This window comes from Solibacillus sp. FSL R7-0668 (genome assembly GCF_038006205.1).
Lineage (GTDB): Bacteria > Bacillota > Bacilli > Bacillales_A > Planococcaceae > Solibacillus.
This window is the reverse complement of sequence record NZ_JBBOUU010000001.1, coordinates 3,529,037-3,549,500: the sequence shown is the minus strand read 5'-3', so window position 1 is coordinate 3,549,500 and position 20,464 is coordinate 3,529,037. Positions and strand designations below refer to the sequence as shown.

Annotated in this window: 14 protein-coding genes, 1 rRNA gene and 2 riboswitches; all 15 genes read left to right on the top strand. The window is 38.6% G+C overall.

Annotated elements, in window-relative coordinates; all coding sequences use genetic code 11:
• Window positions 1-223: 223 nt before the first annotated feature.
• The 15 genes from MKX47_RS17685 (at window position 224) to MKX47_RS17610 (ending at window position 20,449) form a co-directional block, all read left to right on the top strand.
• On the top strand, window positions 224-562 hold the full coding sequence (locus tag MKX47_RS17685; RefSeq protein WP_340776823.1) for a hypothetical protein: 339 nt from the start codon (window positions 224-226) through the stop codon (window positions 560-562).
• Window positions 563-726: 164 nt separating this feature from the next.
• Entirely contained in the window at window positions 727-1,671 is a 945-nt protein-coding gene (locus tag MKX47_RS17680) for an AAA family ATPase (RefSeq protein ID WP_340776819.1), read from the top strand.
• Window positions 1,672-1,769: 98 nt separating this feature from the next.
• Complete coding sequence (locus tag MKX47_RS17675; RefSeq protein ID WP_340776817.1) at window positions 1,770-2,846, top strand: DUF58 domain-containing protein; 1,077 nt, start codon at window positions 1,770-1,772, stop codon at window positions 2,844-2,846.
• Window positions 2,843-4,987 carry a DUF4129 domain-containing transglutaminase family protein gene (locus MKX47_RS17670; RefSeq protein ID WP_340776815.1) on the top strand — a complete coding sequence of 715 codons (2,145 nt, stop codon included), beginning with the start codon at window positions 2,843-2,845 and terminating at the stop codon, window positions 4,985-4,987. The genes MKX47_RS17675 and MKX47_RS17670 overlap by 4 nt, the downstream gene beginning before the upstream one ends.
• Before the next feature lie 118 nt (window positions 4,988-5,105).
• Window positions 5,106-6,416 carry a glutamine-hydrolyzing GMP synthase gene (gene guaA / locus MKX47_RS17665; protein ID WP_340777871.1) on the top strand — a complete coding sequence of 437 codons (1,311 nt, stop codon included), beginning with the start codon at window positions 5,106-5,108 and terminating at the stop codon, window positions 6,414-6,416.
• 367 nt (window positions 6,417-6,783) lie between these two features.
• Window positions 6,784-6,885: riboswitch (purine riboswitch) on the top strand.
• Between the two features lie 117 nt (window positions 6,886-7,002).
• Window positions 7,003-8,556, top strand: coding sequence for a glutamine-hydrolyzing GMP synthase (guaA, locus tag MKX47_RS17660; RefSeq protein ID WP_340777869.1), 1,554 nt, complete (start codon window positions 7,003-7,005; stop codon window positions 8,554-8,556).
• Between the two features lie 192 nt (window positions 8,557-8,748).
• Window positions 8,749-9,600, top strand: a complete 852-nt coding sequence (locus MKX47_RS17655; protein WP_340776812.1) for a phosphoribosyltransferase — start codon at window positions 8,749-8,751, stop codon at window positions 9,598-9,600.
• A gap of 3 nt (window positions 9,601-9,603) precedes the next feature.
• Window positions 9,604-9,921: a hypothetical protein gene (locus tag MKX47_RS17650; protein WP_340776808.1), complete on the top strand. Its 318-nt coding sequence runs from the start codon at window positions 9,604-9,606 to the stop codon at window positions 9,919-9,921.
• Window positions 9,922-10,173: 252 nt separating this feature from the next.
• Window positions 10,174-11,208 (top strand): retron St85 family RNA-directed DNA polymerase, encoded by a 1,035-nt coding sequence (locus tag MKX47_RS17645; RefSeq protein ID WP_340776805.1) that lies wholly within the window; start codon window positions 10,174-10,176, stop codon window positions 11,206-11,208.
• Window positions 11,209-12,346: 1,138 nt separating this feature from the next.
• Window positions 12,347-14,200: a heavy metal translocating P-type ATPase gene (locus tag MKX47_RS17635; protein ID WP_340776802.1), complete on the top strand. Its 1,854-nt coding sequence runs from the start codon at window positions 12,347-12,349 to the stop codon at window positions 14,198-14,200.
• 107 nt (window positions 14,201-14,307) lie between these two features.
• Entirely contained in the window at window positions 14,308-14,541 is a 234-nt protein-coding gene (locus tag MKX47_RS17630) for a heavy-metal-associated domain-containing protein (protein ID WP_340776800.1), read from the top strand.
• 5 nt (window positions 14,542-14,546) lie between these two features.
• Entirely contained in the window at window positions 14,547-15,209 is a 663-nt protein-coding gene (locus MKX47_RS17625) for a Crp/Fnr family transcriptional regulator (RefSeq protein WP_445683619.1), read from the top strand.
• A 152-nt stretch (window positions 15,210-15,361) separates the two neighbouring features.
• Window positions 15,362-16,564, top strand: a complete 1,203-nt coding sequence (locus MKX47_RS17620) for an MFS transporter (RefSeq protein WP_340776795.1) — start codon at window positions 15,362-15,364, stop codon at window positions 16,562-16,564.
• A 290-nt stretch (window positions 16,565-16,854) separates the two neighbouring features.
• Window positions 16,855-16,956: riboswitch (purine riboswitch) on the top strand.
• A gap of 137 nt (window positions 16,957-17,093) precedes the next feature.
• Window positions 17,094-18,395 carry an NCS2 family permease gene (locus MKX47_RS17615; protein WP_340776792.1) on the top strand — a complete coding sequence of 434 codons (1,302 nt, stop codon included), beginning with the start codon at window positions 17,094-17,096 and terminating at the stop codon, window positions 18,393-18,395.
• A gap of 500 nt (window positions 18,396-18,895) precedes the next feature.
• Window positions 18,896-20,449: ribosomal RNA gene (locus tag MKX47_RS17610) — 16S ribosomal RNA — on the top strand.
• Window positions 20,450-20,464: the final 15 nt, after the last annotated feature.

The window sequence follows — 20,464 nt, the reverse complement described above, 5'->3', positions numbered from 1 at the left end:
ACCTCATATAAACTATTAACCCTAAAAGGAAATATTGAAGCATCTTTCGTTTCGATTTTGTTATTGTTCAAGTGAAATCTCCAAATATAGGTACCAATCCCTATATTAATTCCCCGTACCTTAGTATTATTTCGATGTATAGCGACACATTGCTTAATTATATTTAACATTCCTGTGAACTTGTCGATATAAATACCTAACAAGGCTGTGAGGGGGAATTGATGTGAGAACATCTCGAGTGGGACAAACGACAAGTTCGATTTATCGTAATTCAACACGAACGATTTTGTCGGATACGCATTTTGCAGATGCGATAAATAGCGGCATGCACGACCAATACCGTGATCCACGCGAGCAATTACAGCAACAAAAGAACAAACAGAAAAAACCACAACCGCGCGCCAAAAAGCTCGTACCAAACAAAGCCCGCTTGATTGTAAAGGGGATGCAATTTAATGCTGAATCGGCTGTGACCTTAAATCAACTGTTCCAATTTACATCGCGTGCCAATATAATCAACAAACAGAACCGTCGCATTATGACCTATAAAACTTCTATTTGAATCACTCAACTAATTGATAATTTAGTTGGGTGATTTTATTTTGCTTTTTGATTATTTCGAATTACCAAATATAGCTATCTTTATTCTTGTACTCGCATTTTGTTTTCGTTATGCTTGAACTAGATGTGTTGAATAATGGAATTTCTATTCAGGGGGGCTACTAGATGAATGAACAAATCGAAAAAATTATCAGAAATATCGAAAAAGTAATGATAGGGAAACGTGAGATTGCGGAGTTAAGTATCGTGTCTTTACTTGCGGGAGGGCATGTATTATTAGAGGATGTGCCGGGCGTAGGGAAAACGATGATGGTGCGTGCGCTTTCCAAGTCTCTAGGTGCTAGCTTTAAGCGTATTCAATTTACGCCAGACTTACTGCCTTCCGATGTTATTGGCGTCTCGGTTTACAATCCAAAAACATTACAATTTGAATTTCGCCCGGGTCCGATTGTCGGCAACATCGTATTAGCGGATGAAATTAACCGTACATCACCAAAAACGCAAGCAGCCCTATTAGAAAGTATGGAGGAATCATCCGTTACAGTGGATGGTGAGACGCTTTCATTGCCAAAGCCGTTCTTTGTCATGGCTACGCAAAACCCGATTGAATACGAGGGGACATACCCTTTACCAGAAGCGCAGTTAGACCGTTTTTTACTTAAAATTAAAATGGGTTATCCAACAAAGGATGAAGAAATTGAAGTGTTACGCCGTGCAGAAAATTCAGTGCCTATTGAAGAAATTACGGCTGTGCTATCGATTGAACAATTAATTGATTTGAAAAAACAAGTGAAGCAGGTGCATGTAGGGGACAATATTAAAGAATATATTGTATCGCTAGCACAACATACACGCTTTCATGAAAATGTGTATTTAGGTGTGAGTCCACGTGCTTCGATTGCATTAATGCGTGCGTCTCAGAGCTATGCCTTTATGAAGGGGCGCGATTATGTCGTTCCGGATGATGTGCAGTATTTAGCGAAGTTTGTTTTTGGTCACCGTTTAATTTTAAAACCAGAGGCGCGCTATGAAGGTGTGACAGAGGAACAGGTGATTGACCGTGTGCTGCGATTTGTGAATGTGCCTGTGAAAAGGTATGTTGTCGAATGAAAAAAATCCGATACTTCTTTCAGCACGGAGGTAGGCTGTTAACCGTAATTGCGCTTTTAATCATTACATATTGTTACGCAATGTTCCAAGGTGGGTTTGTGAGTTGGTTTGTATTTTTTACAATATTGCCATTTTCCATTTACTCGATTTTGCTAGCAATTGTACCGATTCGCATACAGCAAGTGTCGCGAACATTATCGAAAGAAGCGGTAGAACGTGGCGATACAATAGAAGTAACTGTACGTTTTCACAACAAAAGCTGGTTTCCGCTTGTCTTTATGACAGCACGAGAAACCGCGATGGATGCCGACTTTTATGAGGAGTTAAATGGCAATGCGACGAAGCTGTTTTTAGTTGGTTGGAAAAAGGAGTTCGAATGGACCTATGAATTGCGCGATTTAAGGCGTGGAGAGCATCATTTCAAAGGTATTGAAGTGATGTGTACCGACTTTTTCGGCTGGACGGTTCGCCAAGTCGTTATCGAGCATCCGCAGCTTTTTTTAGTGTATCCGAAAATTTATGATGTCAAAACCGAACAAATTACGATGCAGTATGACCAAGGGGCGAGCCAAACCCGCTTTTCGCTTATTAAAGATACGACAATGGCAACCGGTGTGCGTGAGTACGTGCCGGGCGATCGCTTTTCGTGGATTCATTGGAAATCATTTGCTAAAAATGGAGAGCTGCGAACAAAGGAATTCGAGGATCGCAATGCGCAAAATACCTTTGTGTTAATAGACCGCGCTGTCCAAAAGAACTTTGAGCAAGTGGTGGAATTTGCCGCATCTTATATTCAGAAAACGATGAAGGCGCGTGGAGATGTCTCGTTTTTGAGTGTGGGGACAGATCGTTATTTTGCGCCAGTTATTAAAACGGATAGTCAATTCAAAAAGATTATGCAGCATTTTGTGACCGTGCAGGCAGATGCGGAGTTTGGTGTAGAGCGTTTATTATTTGAAGAGCAAAAAGTAATGAGTCGCTCGGTTGTTATCATCATTACAGGGGAATGGCTACCAGAGCTACAAGAAGCACTCAATGCGAGCACGAAAAGCATGGGTAAAATTGTGTGCTTTGTTGTCAATAATGAAGCAGAGCCTGTGCATTTAAAAAATCAAAATGAAGTGCATATTATTAAAGAGCCAGCACAGCTGCAATCGGAGGTGGAATCGCTATGAAACGAAGCGCATCCGAAAAAATAGAACTAGCTGTTTTCTACCTGATTATTTTTCTAATTTTGCGTGAATGGCTCGTGCCAATTATGCAACTTACAAATACAGGCTATTTCATGCAATTTCTATTGTTTATGGCACTTTGCTTAACGATTGGTGTCTTTAGTTTACCGATACTCCTTTCATGGCCATTGAAAATACTTTATATTTCATGGTTCATTGTAAGTGTTTATAACAAAGGTGAATGGACGGGCATGCAGTTTTTATCAAATGAGTTGCGCTATAATGTCGATGTTTTGCTAAAAGGGGAATGGGTATTAGTGAGTGACCCATTTCGAACGAGCCTGTTCTTCATTTTAATTTGGATGCTCATTTATTTAATTCAGCATTGGGTGAGCGTGCGCCATACCGTTTACTATTTCCTTGTGCTGACGGTGTTCTTCATAGGGACGTTGGATACATTTACGGAATATGATGGCACCATGGCAATTATTAAAGTCATGCTTTTGGGGCTTGTGCTAACATCCCTTCTATTTATCAAACGGTTAATGCAATCGGCCAATATGCAAAAGGATTGGACGAGCTATCTATTATTTGCGACACCGATTATTTTATTTGTCACAATTGCAGGGGTGGTGGCAGCGGTTATCCCGAAAGCCGAGCCGCAATGGCCAGATCCGGTTCCTTATATGAAGGGGATGGTTGGGTTAGGGGATTCATCCTCTAGTGGTTCAGTCGCAACAGTGGGCTATGGGGATAATGATGAAAGTTTAGGTGGTCCATTTGTCGGTGATGATACGGTTGTCTATGAAATTGAAACACCGATTCGTCAATATTGGCGTGTAGAAACAAAGGATTATTATACGTCAAAGGGCTGGCTTCATACGAGTGAGCAAAATTTTACTGAGTACGTAAGGTTTTCAGAGCCCATCAACTTTTCGATTACGCCAGGAAATGTAGAGCCACAGCTTGTGCAAGTAAATACAGTTGGGGATTATAATTTTTTGCTACAAGCATATGGAACTACAACGTATCAAACAGATGAGGTGGCAGACTATTTTTCATTTAATTATGCAAACGAAAAAATGCATCTTACGTTAGATGATGAAATTGTAAAGCCAACGAATTATGAAATTACGTTCCAACAGCCTGAATATAGCTATACGGAATTGAAGGAAACGGTAACCTCGACTGAATCGGATCCGCGTTATTTGCAACTGCCTGAACAGCTACCGCAGCGTGTCAGTGATTTGGCGCATGAAATAACAGATGGCTATGAAAGCGTGTATGATAAGGCGCGCGCGATTGAAAATTATTTTGCTCGAAACGGTTTCCAATATGAGACAAGGAATGTAGCACAGCCAGCAGAGGATGAGGATTATGTCGATCAATTTTTATTCGAAACGAAGCTAGGCTACTGTGATAACTTCTCGACATCGATGGTTGTAATGCTACGTTCAGTGGGCATTCAAGCACGATGGGTAAAAGGCTTTGCAAGTGGTGAACGAGTAGCGTCAAGTGATGGCATGACGACATACAGCGTGACAAATAATGATGCCCACTCATGGGTAGAGGCTTATATTGATGGCATTGGTTGGATGCCATTTGAGCCGACAATTGGCTTTAGTAATCCGATGAACATTGACTATGATGTCGAAATGGCACCGGGCGAAGAGCAATTACCAGAACCAGAAACACCAGAAGTTGAGCGTCCTCAGCCAGAAAAACAAGAAGCAACGGCTGGAGGAAGCAAAAAATTAGCGATTGATTTTGCAAAATATAAATGGGTACTCTATGTAGTCGCAGCAGTGCTACTTATTGGCGCGGTGATTGTATGGCGGAAGCGCGGAAAATGGCAGCCAAAACTGGCGGTGAAAATGAACCGTTCGAAGTTAGATCATCCGGATCAATTTGAGGATGCGTACTTTGTTTTATTAAAGCAGCTTGAACGCATCTACTTGAAACGGGGGACGCATGAGACACTGCAAAACTTCGCCATTCGTGTAGACCGTGCCCTTGAAACGACAAAGATGAGTGAGCTAACGTCAGTCTATGAGCAATATATTTATGCAGGCAATACCGATAATCTTCATACCGCAGAAGTGAAAGAAAGCTGGGAATATTTAATCCATCGTACGAGTAATTGATTGGAATTATATAGGATGTAACAGGCGCAATCGGCTCATTGTTAAAAGACAAAGTGTAAAAAACATTTGGTAAAATAAAAGAAACAGGGTAGAATGAATAGCATTAAGAGGAGGTTGTATCAGGTTGAAACAGGATAATATTTTAGTATTAGATTTAGGTAGCAGTGAAAATACAACGATAGCTCGTTGGATACGTGAATTAGGTGTATATAGTGAGATTCATCCACATGATATTACCGCACAAAATATCCAAGATTTAAAAACGGTAAAAGGGATTATTTTAAATGGCGGTGTCAATAATATCGTTGATGGTGAAGCAATCGACGTATTAGATGAAATTTATAAGTTAAACATTCCTGTTATTAGCGTAGAGCACCCATCTACTCAAGCATCTCAAACATTAGATAAATGGCCAAACGAAGAAGAAACGAAAGCCTTTTTAAAGGACTTTGTTTTCAATACATGTAAGGCAGAAGCAAACTGGAATATGAAAAACTTCATTGAAGATCAAGTTGCCTTAGTTCGCCAACAAGTTGGGGATAAAAAGGTGCTTTTAGCGCTTTCAGGCGGTGTCGATTCTTCAGTTGTAGCGGCATTATTAATTAAAGCAATCGGCAAACAATTAGTGTGCGTACACGTGAATCACGGCTTAATGCGTAAAAATGAATCTGAAGGTGTAATCGAAATGTTCGAAAAAGACCTTGAAGAAAATCTTATTTACGTAGATGCAAGTGAGCGCTTCTTAGGTAAGCTAAAAGGTGTAGGCGAGCCAGAAGAAAAGCGTAAAATTATCGGGAATGAATTTATCCGTGTCTTTGAAGAAGAAGCGCGTAAGTTAGAGGGCATTGATTTCTTAGCACAAGGAACAATTTATCCGGATATCGTGGAATCCGGTACGAAAACACATAAAGTGGTAAAGTCACATCACAATGTAGGTGGCTTACCAGAGGACTTACAATTTGAATTAGTAGAACCATTATTCCAATTATTCAAAGATGAAGTACGTGCATGTGGTGTTGAGCTAGGATTACCTCATGATATGGTGTACCGCCAACCATTCCCAGGCCCAGGCTTAGGGGTACGTGTGTTAGGCGAAATCGAGCCAGACCGTCTAGAAGCAGTTCGTGAATCCGATGCGATTTTACGTGAAGAATTTGCACTTGCAGGCTTAGATCAAAAGGTATGGCAGTACTTCACAGTTGTACCAAACTTCAAATCAGTAGGTGTGCGCAACAACGAGCGTACGTATGAGTACCCAGTAATCATTCGCGCGGTCAATACAATTGACGCAATGACGGCAACAATCGAACAAATTGAATGGCCGATTTTATTAAAAATTACAGACCGTATTATTAATGAAGTCAAACACGTCAACCGCGTGTGCTACGATTTATCACCAAAACCAGGCGGGACGATTGAGTGGGAGTGAAATAATTTCGCTCTCCGTTAAGGAGCGAAATTATTTTGCGGCGAAAGCAAAGCGACAGCCGCACATCTTTTAGCGCCGAAAACGAAGTGAAAGGTGCAAGCTCGCCAAATTTCGAGGAGCGACTGCACCGGAGAAATTTTTCGCGACAGCGAAGTTGATGTTTGCGGCGAAAGCCACATCTCTTAATTTAGCGGCAGAGGCTAAATTAAAAAATCACATCACCATGTAAGGAAGCTTTTATAAAAAACGTGTCTCGAAAAAAATTTTCGGACACGTTTTTTAATCGTTGTATATTTTCGCTTAAAAAAAAGAATATTAAATCAATTATGCTAGCTGTTGATTTTGCTTTTTGTAAAGAGTAAAATTTAAAAAATAAAAAGTGTGCCTTCATATAAGTCTGGAGATAAGGTCCAGATGTTTCTACTAAGTTACCTTAAATAACTTATCTATGACGGTAGTTGCACTATTTCTTTGACGGGATAGCTGTATCTATCGGCAGAAGAGCTGAAATATGAACGCGTAGAAATTTCGTTTCTTACGCGTTTTTCTTGATTATAGGCCGCAATACATTTTGAAGAGGTGAAAAATTGTGTCAACTCCTTTATTAAAAGAGCAAGAAAAGATTGTCGTTCTTGACTTCGGAAGTCAGTTCAACCAATTAATTACGCGTCGTATCCGTGAATTTGGTGTGTTCTCTGAATTACACCCGCATACAATTACGGCTGAGGACATTAAAGGTATGAACGCTGTAGGGATCGTATTTTCAGGTGGTCCAAACTCTGTTTATGATGAATCTGCATTCAAGGTAGATCCGGCGATTTTTGAATTAGGTTTACCGATTCTAGGCATTTGCTATGGTATGCAGCTAATGGCGCATACACAAGGTGGTAAAGTAGAAGGTGCGGAAACGCGTGAATATGGTAAAGCGGAAATTGATGTAACGACGGAAAACCTATTATTCGGCGATTTACCGAAAAACCAAGTTGTTTGGATGAGCCATGGTGATCATGTAACAGCTGTTCCACAAGGCTTTGAAGTCATCGCAACGAGTCCAGCCTGCCCAATCGCTGCAATGGCAAATGTTGAGCGTAAACTGTATGCTGTACAATTCCACCCAGAAGTACGTCACTCTGTCTACGGCAATGACTTGTTGAAAAACTTTGTATTCAATGTTTGTAATGCTAAAGGCGACTGGTCAATGGCGAACTTCATCGACATCGAAATCGCAAAAATCCGCGAGCAAGTAGGCGACAAGCAAGTTCTTTGTGCATTATCAGGCGGAGTTGACTCCTCAGTCGTTGCGGTCTTAATTCATAAAGCAATCGGTGACCAATTAACATGTATGTTTGTGGATCATAACTTAAACCGTAAAGGCGAAGTAGAGCAAGTAATGAAAACATTCACGGAAGATTTCGATATGAAAGTAATCAAAATTGATGCCCGTGAACGTTTCATGAACAAGTTAAAAGGTGTTTCGGATCCAGAGCAAAAACGTAAAATCATCGGTAACGAATTCATTTACGTATTTGATGAAGAATCAGCAAAGCTTGAAAACATGGACTTCTTAGCGCAAGGCACGCTTTACACGGACATTATCGAGTCAGGTACAGCAACTGCGCAAACAATCAAATCTCACCATAATGTAGGCGGATTACCGGAGGACATGAAGTTTGAGTTAATCGAGCCATTAAATACATTATTCAAAGACGAAGTGCGTGCTTTAGGTTTAGAATTAGGTCTTCCAGAAGCGGTAGTATGGCGTCAACCATTCCCAGGACCGGGCTTAGGTATCCGCGTACTTGGCGAAGTAACAGAAGAAAAGTTAGAAATCGTGCGCGAAGCTGACTTCATCCTACGTGAAGAAATCAAATTAGCAGGACTTGAACGCGACATTTGGCAATACTTCTGTGTACTACCAGACATCCGTTCAGTAGGCGTAATGGGCGATGGCCGCACATACGACTATGCAATCGGTATTCGCGGCGTCACATCAATCGACGGCATGACATCCGACTGGGCACGTATTCCTTACGATGTTCTTGAGAAAATCTCGGTGCGTTTAGTTAACGAAGTACAAGGCGTGAACCGCGTGCTGTATGATATTACGAGTAAACCGCCTGCTACGATCGAGTGGGAATGATTAAATAGCACCCTAAAAAGCTTGGTAGAGCCTTATTTGATAAGGTTTCTGCTGAGCTTTTTTGTTTGGTGATACCGATTTTGATACCAACTCTTAGTTGTATAAAAAAGTTAATGACTATATTTCTGTTTTATTTTACAATAATAAGAGATAAATGTATTTTTTATAAATAAATTATAAAGAGTGAAAGTAATGTTGCAAAAAAAAAATGATGAAATCCCTTCTCATGTTTTCGCTAGAATAGTTAGAATCTTTAATAATAATTCGTGGGAAATTGAGCATGGAGGAAATGAATTTAGCGCATTTAATAGATTTTGTACCATGATAGCAGAATTGAATGAAGAACAGCAAGAACTGGTATTGGAGCTAACTAAGAGATATACAAGAATTGAAGTGAATGACTATATACTGTATTTAAAAAATTTATTGCGTAAATTTGCAAATGAAAATGCAACAAATTTAATTGGAATAAATAAGATTTATATAGCACCATTAATTGCACCAGAAGATATTGGGAAGAGTAAAAGTTCTACAACTGTACAATATTTACTCAGAAACATTATTTGTAATACACCAATACTTGCAGAGAAAAAAAGTATCTATGTTGATGGATTACAAATAGAATCCGATCAGATTAATGATGAAGATAGTTTATTGATTCTAGTGGATGATTTTATAGGTACAGGTGAGACAGCGGAAAGTGCTGTGAAATTTTTAATAGACAAAGGAATAAGAAAAGAGAAGATAGTAATACTTACAATAGCTGCATTGCAAATAGGGGAAGATTTTCTAAGGGAATCAAATATTTTATTGTACACTCATTTAACTTTCAATAAAGGAATAACTGATAATTATACTGAAGAAGAACTTTCAGAAAAATTAATGCTAATGAACACTATAGAAAGTAAAATAAAAGTACATAAAAATGAAAAGTTAGGTTTTAAAGGTTCTGAAGCTTTGATATCTTTAATTAGAACACCAAATAACACATTTCCTGTCTTTTGGAAGGAAAGAAAAGGAAGGAAAGCTCCGTTTCCAAGGTGAAATATGTTAAATGATGAAATAATATTATTAATGCAACTAATTAAGAAAAATGGGAATATTGATAATTTGGTTAATCAAGGTTATGAATATTCAGATGTTGCTATGATGATGGTGAAAATAATTGAGATGGGTTATGTTGAATTTATTTCAGATGATGTATTACTAACGAAAAATGGACATGAAGCATTAATGAATTATAATAAAAAACATAAAAGAAAAAACGCAGAATTATTTATTAGCCCTCAAAAAGAATACATTTTAGAAAGTAAATTAAATGTTTATGATGTTTATTTACCTGATAATTATTTTGATTTAAAATAGTCCAATTAGATTTTGGTGATATTATGTATCACACGTTTGGCGAGTCGCCATGCGAATAAGAACCGAATTTTCAAGCCTTTTGTTAAGCTTTTCTCCGTTTACCCAGGAGGGAAAACTCCTAAAAGCTTAACAACACTTCAGGCTTTGCCTTCGTGGGCATACTTCAAATTAAAGGAAAGGCATCTTTAATTTGAAGTATGGGAAGATAAAAAGAATGTTGTTGTAATTGGACAGATATGTGGTGATATAAAAATGGAATGGATAGAATATAAATTAAAATTTTATCATTTTGCGAATTTCAATAATAAGGATTCGGAATATATCGAAAATTGCTTGGAATATGCTGAAAATTTATTTAGTAAAAATTTGCCTATAATTTATGATCAGAAGCATTTATCTTTATTGGTTGGGTATCAAGATATATATTTATTAAAAGTGTCAAATTCACAAAGTTTTTTTTATAGAGAATTTAAAATTGCAAAGAAAAATAAAGTAGATTTTCGAATGATTTCAGAACCATTACCAAACCTAAAATATATTCAAAGATGGATTTTGGATGAGATTCTATCTAAATTAAAACCCAGTGACTATTCTAAAGCTTATAAGGTAGGACATTCTATAAAAGATAATGCAAAGTTTCATAGGAAACAAAAAAAGGTATTAACCTTAGATATAGAAAATTATTTTGGATCAATTAGTCAAAAAAGAGTTTTTGCTTTCTTTAGAGGACAAGGCTACAGTAAACAGGTCTCTGTAATGTTAGCTAATCTTTGTACACTAAATAATGGATTACCTCAAGGGGCGCCTACAAGTCCAATGTTATCAAATTTAATTACAATAAATATTGATAAAAGAATCGCTGCATTTGCTAGTAAAAATAAAATCAGATATACAAGATATGCAGATGATTTAACTTTTTCAGGGGATTTTAATGAAGGCGAATTAATTACATTTGTCAAAAATGTTCTTGAGTCTGAGGGATTCCGGATTAATCAATCAAAAACTAGAGTGAGAAAGCAGCATCAAAGACAAGAAGTTACAGGTATAGTTGTAAATGAAAAAATGCAAGCTTCAAAAAATTATAGAAGAAAGTTCAGACAAGAGGTTTATTATATAAAAAAGTTTGGGCTTGAATCGCATCTTCAAAAAATTGAAAGTGAAAATCAAGAAAGATATTTATATCATTTATTGGGGATGGCTAATTTTATTTTAAATATTAATCCCCAAGACAGTGAAGTAAGAGAAAGCTATGATTTTCTTAAAGAGTTATTAAATAGTAGTAGTTAATATGCCAAAACAGACTATTCTATTTTGGCATATTTTGTCTACTTAATTTTTGTTAGTATTGAACTGAGTGTAATGGTTGCCATTAAATTGTGTTTTCTTCTTTGTAGATTTATCAAATTTTATTGTTCCACTCAAACTATTTGCAATTTCAAAATTCACATTTGGATATAACTGTAGGTAAGTACTAAGGGTAGTTTTAATATCCTCATAACCAAGACGATGGAATAATTAAATAAAAACTAGCAAGAGCTTGGAATACCCTATATAAAGGGTTTATTCTGAGCTTTTTTACTATTGACTTCGAATATTATAAGAATAATACTCGCCACAAACGGAATTAAATAGTACGGGTTTAAAAAAATTGGTAAGTGGTATTATTTGCTGTCCCTTTTATCATATGAGGGAGCATTGGTATAACAGCGAATGACACACCGACATAAAAAACAATATCGAAAAATACACTTCTCAAACCCGCTATTTTTTCAATGGAAAATTTCAAAATAAACGTTATCAAACCATAGAAGAATACATATGGAACGAACATCACAACACATATTAACGGAAAAAAGATAAAATTTTCCCACATCGAAAATCGAATCGGCGCTTCATTTCCACTCACATCAAACGAAATTAATAAGTAATACATAATTGCAGTAACAAACGAAACAACTATCAGTTGCAAAAATTTGTTTAACATAGCCCTCTCTTGTATTTTCAATGATATCACTCGTTTCTTTTTTTAGATTATAACAGTGAGTCACAACTATCGCCACGTTCTTAGAAATCATCTAAATCACTTTTAACTGAATTAGGTTCGTCATTAAGAGGCTGTATTACATCCGATGAAATATCTTTGTATTACCTTTAGGGGACCAGTCGACAAAACGTGGATATTATACGCTAACGATTACCAAAAACGATCGTGTATAAAATAGTCTTGATATTTACTTAAGTAGTGATAAAAATGATTGTATTTTAAAAAATAGGCACATCTATAATTGTGGTTACTCCTATTTCTTAAAATTTAACGCACCTACTGCACAATCAATAAAACCTCCCCAAACCTTGACTTCGGTCAATTATTCTTCATGCCAACTCCTCTATACTGAACACAATAACAAACATGGAGGAAAAAGATATGCAGCGATTCATATTGGGGAAGAAAAAACACATTACGGTCATAAGTGCGATTTTAATTATTGCTGGATTTTTTGGGCGTTTTGCGTTAGATAATATTGCTTTGTTTGAATGGTCACTCCTCATTGCATCGATTCTTGGGGTGGCACCGATTGCGATTCAAGCGTATCAGGCATTAAAAGTAAAGGTTGTTAGTATTGATGTATTAGTGACGATTGCTGTTATCGGGGCTGTGCTCATTCGCAATTATGAAGAATCGGCAATTGTTACATTTCTATTTTTATTTGGCTCGTATTTAGAGCAGCGTACCTTGAATAAAACGCGGTCGGCCATTAAAGAATTAACCGAATTAGCACCGGAAAGCGCGCTGAAACAAATGGCGAACGGAGATTTTGAAGAAATCGATGTGGATGATGTTGATGAAGGGGATCTATTATTAGTGAAAACCGGCGCAAAGGTACCGGTAGATGGGACGGTGTTAGTTGGGGAAGCTCATATTAATGAAGCAAGTATTACCGGTGAATCGCTGCCAGTTCGTAAAAAGCAAGGCTCTGAAGTATTTGCTGGCACCATTTTAGAAAACGGGACGATTCAAATTCGGGCAGATCGGGTGGGTGGGGATACGACATTTGGACGTATTATCGAGCTCGTGGAAGAAGCACAGGATTCTAAATCAGAAGCAGAGCGATTTATAGATCGATTTTCGAAATACTATACACCGGGTGTTCTCGTGCTTGGTGTGATTGTCGGGCTTTTCACAAATAATGTAGAGCTTGCCATTACCGTTCTTGTGCTTGGCTGTCCAGGTGCCTTAGTAATTGGTGTTCCTGTGTCGAATGTTTCGGGCATTGGAAATGGTGCGCGTCACGGCATTCTTCTAAAGGGCAGTGAGGTGATTAATGACTTCAGTAAGATTGATACGATGATCTTTGATAAAACAGGCACATTAACAATCGGTAATCCGGAAGTGGCGGAAAAGGAATACTATGATGAAAATATAGAGGATTTTCTTGGCTATTTAGCAAGTGTCGAACGCGAATCAGACCATCCATTAGCAAAGGCCGTTTTGAAGGATATTGGTGACGTGAATTTTTCGACTGTAGAAGAAACCGTAGTAGTAAAAGGTGGGGGAATTATCGCGAAGGTAGCAGGGCATCGTATTGCCGTTGGAAATGTTGCCTTAATGGAGCAAGAAAATATAGCAATGAATGACAAGGCGCGACAAGACATTGAACGCTTCGAGCAAAATGGGAACTCCCTTGTTATTGCGGCAATGGATGGAAAACTAAAGGCTTTGCTAGGAATTCGGGATCAAATTCGCCCAGGTGTGAAGCAGGACTTGCAAAAGTTGAAGAAGCTTGGGGTGCAAAACCTCGTTGTCCTTTCTGGGGATAATCAGGGAACTGTTGATTTAGTTGCCCGCGAGCTTGGTTTAACTGAAGCACATGGGCATATGCTACCGGAGAACAAGGCAGCCTATATCGAAAAATTGCAGGCACAAGGACAAATTATTGCCTTTGTTGGTGATGGGGTAAATGATAGCCCTTCCCTTGCCTTAGCGGATATTGGTATTGCTATGGGAAGTGGCACAGACGTGGCAATCGAAACATCGGATGTTGTTTTGATGAACTCTGATTTTAGTCGCTTACCACATGCATTCGGTTTAACAAAAGCTACTTCAAGAAATATGAAACAAAATATTATCATTGCAGTAGGTGTTGTTTTCATTTTACTAAGCGCATTATTGTTTAGTAACTGGATGAGTATGACGATTGGGATGTTTGTTCATGAATTGAGTATTTTAGTCGTAATCGTTAATGGAATGCGATTGCTTCGATATAAGGTGAAGGGATAGCAACGTAACAAGAGAGGAACGAATTATTATAAAAATTGATCTTGGTCAATTATTCTACGAGTAACTTAGGGTATAGTGAATTTATTATATAAAAAGGGGCGTTTATTATGCAAAAAGCAACCATTCAATTAGAAACATTATCTTGTCCATCCTGTTTACAAAAGATTGAAAGTGCTGTAAAAAAGGTAGCTGGTGTTGAAGAAGAAAGCGTAAAAGTGCTGTTCAATGCAAGCAAAGTGAAATTGAACTTTGATTCGGCGGCTGTCGCAATTGAAAAAATTGAAAAGGCGATTGAAGCTTTAGGATACCCAATTATTGAAACAAAGGTAAAGGCTGTTTGAATAATATGAAGGCACATAAAAATTGTGTTTCGATGGTCCCGATTTTCAATCATTTAGAAGTGCAACAAATGGCTGAAATTCTTGATATTACGCACTCGGTTTCTTTTAAAAAGCGGGAGATGTTATATCAGGCAGGCGATCAATCAGACTCCCTTTATATCGTCAATAAAGGGAAAGTGAAAAATTACCGATTAACCGATTCAGGTAAGGAACAGCTCGTGCGTATTTTAAATCCAGGTGATTTTACAGGGGAGTATGCGTTATTTAATGATTCGATTCATGAATCTTATGCAGAAGCGATTTCAGATACAAGTGTTTGTATGATCAAGCGTTCGGATTTGCAAACACTTCTTACAAAGTATCCGTCCATTTCAATGAATATTTTAAAAGCGTTTTCTAATCGCTTAGAAGAGTCTGAGAAACAAACGACATTATTTGCTACGGAGAAAATCGAAACACGCATTGCAATTTTTCTGACACAATGTCTAGACGATGGTTCCAATGAAGTTTCCTTACCGATGAGCAAAAGAGATCTTGCCTCCTATTTAGGTACAACTCCTGAAACGCTTAGTAGAAGGCTCACCCAACTTGAAACGCGTGGATTAATTAAAAGAAAATCTAACAAGATAATTGAAATACTCAACTTAGAGGAGCTCTTGCTTGTCTAGAAACTAATTGAGTACCTTTGAGAAATTGGATTGAATTGCTAAAAATTCAGTCCTTTTTTTGCGTCCATTCAAAATATGAACAATGAGGCCATATTGTTTAGCTACCCGAAATTTTATACAATAAAAATTAGTGGGAATTGGAAGTAAGGGGAATGGATATGTGGCGGAATCGAAATGTATGGATTGTGTTAATTGGTGAATTTATAGTAGGGCTCGGTCTGTGGGCTGGAATCATTGGGAATTTGGCTTTTATGACGGAGTTCGTTCCTTCAGATTTTCATAAATCGATTATTTTAGCCATCGGAATGCTCGCAGGTGTACTTGTTGCACCTTTAGCAGGGCGGATTATCGATGCTTCGAGTAAGAAGAAGGTGTTGATTGGCTCCTCGATTGCGCGTGTAATTACGGTGTTTATTATGTTTGCGGCCATTGCATTCGATTCAGTGCTTTTAATGATTGTCTTTTTAGTATTCTTACAAATTGCGGCTGCATTTTTTATGCCGGCGATTCAGTCAATTGTCCCGAAAATTGTTGATAAAAAGGATTTGCTTTCATTAAATGGCTGGCATATGAATGCACGTACACTATCTCGTATTGTAGGGGCGGCAGCAGCAGGCGTATTCGTTGCTTATGTAGATTTAATTTGGCTATATGTTGTTTCGCTCGTCATGTATCTAGCGGTGTTAGCAACATTATTCTTCCTACATATCGATGAGGATGAAAAAAGTGAACCAAGCACAGCGAAAAAGAAGGAAAGTGGCAGCTTCAAAGAGGTACTACCCGTACTGAAGCAGTATCCAGTCGTTCTTGTGACGCTTGTGCTAATTGTCGTGCCCATTCTATTTTTAGGCTCGTTCAATTTAATGATTATGAAAATCGCGCAAATGCATGATTCAACAAGTATTTCGGGATTGCTCTATACAGTAGAAGGTGCCGGCTTTATGTTAGGCGCTATTGCAGTCAAATATCTAGGTGTGCGTATGAAAACCGGGACGATGATGTTTAGCCTAGCCCTATTAATTGGTGTGATGCAGGCACTGCTGTTCTTTTCAACAATTGAAATAATGAATATTGTCATTTTTGCAGTATTTGGCTTTGCAGTGGGGTGCTTCTTCCCAACAACGATGACGATCTTTCAAAAGCAAATGCCAGCAGAGTATCACGGGCGCTTTTTTGCCTTCCGAAATATGATAGATCAAACATTGTTTCAGGCGGTATTACTGTCAACGGGGGCATTACTAGATTGGTTTGGCCTACCGATTACAGGCTTAGCATTTGGGTTATTTAGTTTAATGCTAACCATTTTCTTTATGCTCTATTTAAAATCAAAAAAATATTCACTCGCATTTGAGTAAGAAGAGAAGTAGTTAGGATATTGTAATCCAACTACTTTTTTTGGCAGTTAAAAAAGCATAAGACTTTTTGATTATTTTCGGAATTCACGTGAAAAATTCAATATTTTTACATAGAATGTTCGGGATTTGAAAAAACAGAACATTTCGCAAAATAGGTATAAAATGCATTAAACTGCTAAAAACTGCGGGTAATTAGTTATCTGTAAATATTTTCACGAACTTTTATTTGATAATAATAAAAAATGTTCGGAAATGGGGTTGAAATTCAAAAAATGAAATGATATATTACTATCATAAATTAAATATGTCGTCGTATAATGTCGGGAATAGGGCCCGTGAGTTTCTACCGAATCACCGTAAATGATTCGACTACGATTTATTAATAAGTTACGATACTTCTATATAGGTATAGTACTTATTTTCCTTGAATCGTAGACATGCAGCTCATAGCTTTGCGTGTCTTTTTGTATATTTAAGGGTCGATAAGCTCAAGTTATTGTAAGACGACAATACGGAGGAAATTTTTATTATGAAAAAGTATTTCGAGTTTGATAAACTTGGAACGAATTACCGCAAGGAAACAATCGGTGGAATAACAACCTTCCTATCAATGGCATATATTTTAGCTGTTAACCCTGGAATGTTATCTGCAGCGGGAATGGATTACAATGCCGTATTCGTAGCAACAGCTCTAGCTGCGGCAGTTGGTAGTTTATTTATGGGGCTTATTGCAAGATACCCAATCGCACTAGCACCAGGTATGGGACTGAATGCATTCTTTGCTTTCTCAGTAGTATTAGGAATGGGTATGGCATGGGAAACAGCATTAACAGGTGTGTTATTCTCAGGATTAATTTTCATTGTTCTATCATTAACAGGTTTACGTGAAATTATTATTAACGCAATTCCAGCTCAATTGAAATATGCAGTAGGTGCCGGTATTGGTTTATTCATTACATTTGTAGGTTTTCAAGGATCAGGTATTATCGTAGCGGATGAGGCTACATTGGTAAAACTTGGTGATGTAACTACTGGAAATGCATTATTAGCAGTGTTTGGCGTTGTCATTACAGCAATCTTCATGGCTAAAAAGATTAACGGTGGTATTTTCTACGGGATGATTCTTACAGCAATTGCTGGTATGATTTTTGGATTAGTAAAAGTACCTGAAAAAGTATTCTCAAGTATTCCAGATGTTTCACCAACATTTGGTGCAGCATTTGATGCATTTGCCAATCCAAGTTTAATTTTAAATATGGACTTCTTAATTGTAGTTCTAACATTCTTATTCGTAGACTTCTTTGATACGGCAGGTACATTAATGGCGGTAGCAGGGCAAGCAGGTTTAGTAAAAGATAATAAATTACCTCGCGCAGGTCGTGCATTATTAGCCGATTCATTAGCAACAGTAACAGGTGCTATTTTCGGTACATCAACAACGACTTCTTATGTAGAGTCTACTGCCGGTGTAGCAGCAGGCGCACGTACAGGCTTTGCTTCTGTTGTAACAGGTATATTATTCTTATTAGCATTATTTATCTCACCATTATTATCGGTAGTGACATCAGCAGTAACTGCACCAGCATTAATTATCGTAGGTGCACTAATGGTTTCTTCATTACGTTTAATTGAATGGGATAAGATTGAAATTGCAATTCCGGCATTTTTAGTTGTTTTATGTATGCCACTTGGTTATTCAATTGCAACAGGTATCGCAATTGGTTTCTTATTCTATCCAATCACGATGTTAGTGGCGGGTCGTGGTAAAGAAATTCATCCAATTATGTACGGTATGTTCTTAATCTTCTTAGGTTACTTTATCTTCTTATAAGAAAACACAAAGCTGTGAAATCAATTACGATTTCGCAGCTTTTATTTATTTTTTAAAGAAATTTTGTTTAGTTGGATAAATCATATGATTAGTTAATCTAAGAATTTGAGAAACTTTATGCTAAAAAATAAGCGACAAGTGAATTTACTTTACTTTTATATATTTTATATATAATAGGAAGAAACTCGTATTAAATTGGCTATTAAAAATCAGAAAATTTTTTCTTTAAATAAAGGGTTGCATAAATGATTGTGAGGGGTGTATAGTTAAACACGTTGTTACGAAACAAGTGAAAACAACAAATTAAAAAATATTTACAAAGTTGTTGACAAACGGAAATAACTCCTGTAAAGTATATAACAGTCGCACAAACGACTGACACATGAACCTTGAAAACTGAACAAGCAACGTTAATGAATACAGCTTCTTAAATGAAGCAAAAATGATTTCTAACTTAATAGTTAGAATCGCTAGCAAAGCAAATGAGCTTTCAAACTACTTTTATGGAGAGTTTGATCCTGGCTCAGGACGAACGCTGGCGGCGTGCCTAATACATGCAAGTCGAGCGAATGAATAGAGAAGCTTGCTTCTCTATGATTTAGCGGCGGACGGGTGAGTAACACGTGGGTAACCTGCCCTATAGACTGGGATAACTTCGGGAAACCGGAGCTAATACCGGATAATACTTTGAACCACATGGTTTAAAGTTGAAAGATGGTTTCGGCTATCACTATAGGATGGACCCGCGGCGCATTAGCTAGTTGGTGAGGTAACGGCTCACCAAGGCAACGATGCGTAGCCGACCTGAGAGGGTGATCGGCCACACTGGGACTGAGACACGGCCCAGACTCCTACGGGAGGCAGCAGTAGGGAATCTTCCACAATGGACGAAAGTCTGATGGAGCAACGCCGCGTGAGTGAAGAAGGATTTCGGTTCGTAAAACTCTGTTGCAAGGGAAGAACAAGTAGCGTAGTAACTGGCGCTACCTTGACGGTACCTTGTTAGAAAGCCACGGCTAACTACGTGCCAGCAGCCGCGGTAATACGTAGGTGGCAAGCGTTGTCCGGAATTATTGGGCGTAAAGCGCGCGCAGGTGGTTCCTTAAGTCTGATGTGAAAGCCCCCGGCTCAACCGGGGAGGGTCATTGGAAACTGGGGAACTTGAGTGCAGAAGAGGATAGTGGAATTCCAAGTGTAGCGGTGAAATGCGTAGAGATTTGGAGGAACACCAGTGGCGAAGGCGACTGTCTGGTCTGTAACTGACACTGAGGCGCGAAAGCGTGGGGAGCAAACAGGATTAGATACCCTGGTAGTCCACGCCGTAAACGATGAGTGCTAAGTGTTGGGGGGTTTCCGCCCCTCAGTGCTGCAGCTAACGCATTAAGCACTCCGCCTGGGGAGTACGGTCGCAAGACTGAAACTCAAAGGAATTGACGGGGGCCCGCACAAGCGGTGGAGCATGTGGTTTAATTCGAAGCAACGCGAAGAACCTTACCAGGTCTTGACATCCCATTGACCACTGTAGAGATACAGTTTTCCCTTCGGGGACAACGGTGACAGGTGGTGCATGGTTGTCGTCAGCTCGTGTCGTGAGATGTTGGGTTAAGTCCCGCAACGAGCGCAACCCTTGTTCTTAGTTGCCATCATTTAGTTGGGCACTCTAAGGAGACTGCCGGTGATAAACCGGAGGAAGGTGGGGATGACGTCAAATCATCATGCCCCTTATGACCTGGGCTACACACGTGCTACAATGGACGGTACAAACGGTTGCCAACCCGCGAGGGGGAGCTAATCCGATAAAACCGTTCTCAGTTCGGATTGTAGGCTGCAACTCGCCTACATGAAGCCGGAATCGCTAGTAATCGCGGATCAGCATGCCGCGGTGAATACGTTCCCGGGCCTTGTACACACCGCCCGTCACACCACGAGAGTTTGTAACACCCGAAGTCGGTGAGGTAACCTTTTGGAGCCAGCCGCCGAAGGTGGGATAGATGATTGGGGTGAAGTCGTAACAAGGTAGCCGTATCGGAAGGTGCGGCTGGATCACCTCCTTTCTAAGGATATATTCG

Bases quoted from the DNA above. Each gene is read 5' to 3' on its own strand.
- MKX47_RS17680 (WP_340776819.1), top strand. From the start codon at position 727: ATGAATGAACAAATCGAAAAAATTATCAGAAATATCGAAAAAGTAATG.
- MKX47_RS17670 (WP_340776815.1), top strand. From the start codon at position 2,843: ATGAAACGAAGCGCATCCGAAAAAATAGAACTAGCTGTTTTCTACCTG.
- MKX47_RS17655 (WP_340776812.1), top strand. From the start codon at position 8,749: ATGTTGCAAAAAAAAAATGATGAAATCCCTTCTCATGTTTTCGCTAGA.
- MKX47_RS17650 (WP_340776808.1), top strand. From the start codon at position 9,604: ATGTTAAATGATGAAATAATATTATTAATGCAACTAATTAAGAAAAAT.
- MKX47_RS17645 (WP_340776805.1), top strand. From the start codon at position 10,174: ATGGAATGGATAGAATATAAATTAAAATTTTATCATTTTGCGAATTTC.
- MKX47_RS17635 (WP_340776802.1), top strand. From the start codon at position 12,347: ATGCAGCGATTCATATTGGGGAAGAAAAAACACATTACGGTCATAAGT.
- MKX47_RS17630 (WP_340776800.1), top strand. From the start codon at position 14,308: ATGCAAAAAGCAACCATTCAATTAGAAACATTATCTTGTCCATCCTGT.
- MKX47_RS17625 (WP_445683619.1), top strand. From the start codon at position 14,547: ATGAAGGCACATAAAAATTGTGTTTCGATGGTCCCGATTTTCAATCAT.
- MKX47_RS17620 (WP_340776795.1), top strand. From the start codon at position 15,362: ATGGATATGTGGCGGAATCGAAATGTATGGATTGTGTTAATTGGTGAA.
- MKX47_RS17615 (WP_340776792.1), top strand. From the start codon at position 17,094: ATGAAAAAGTATTTCGAGTTTGATAAACTTGGAACGAATTACCGCAAG.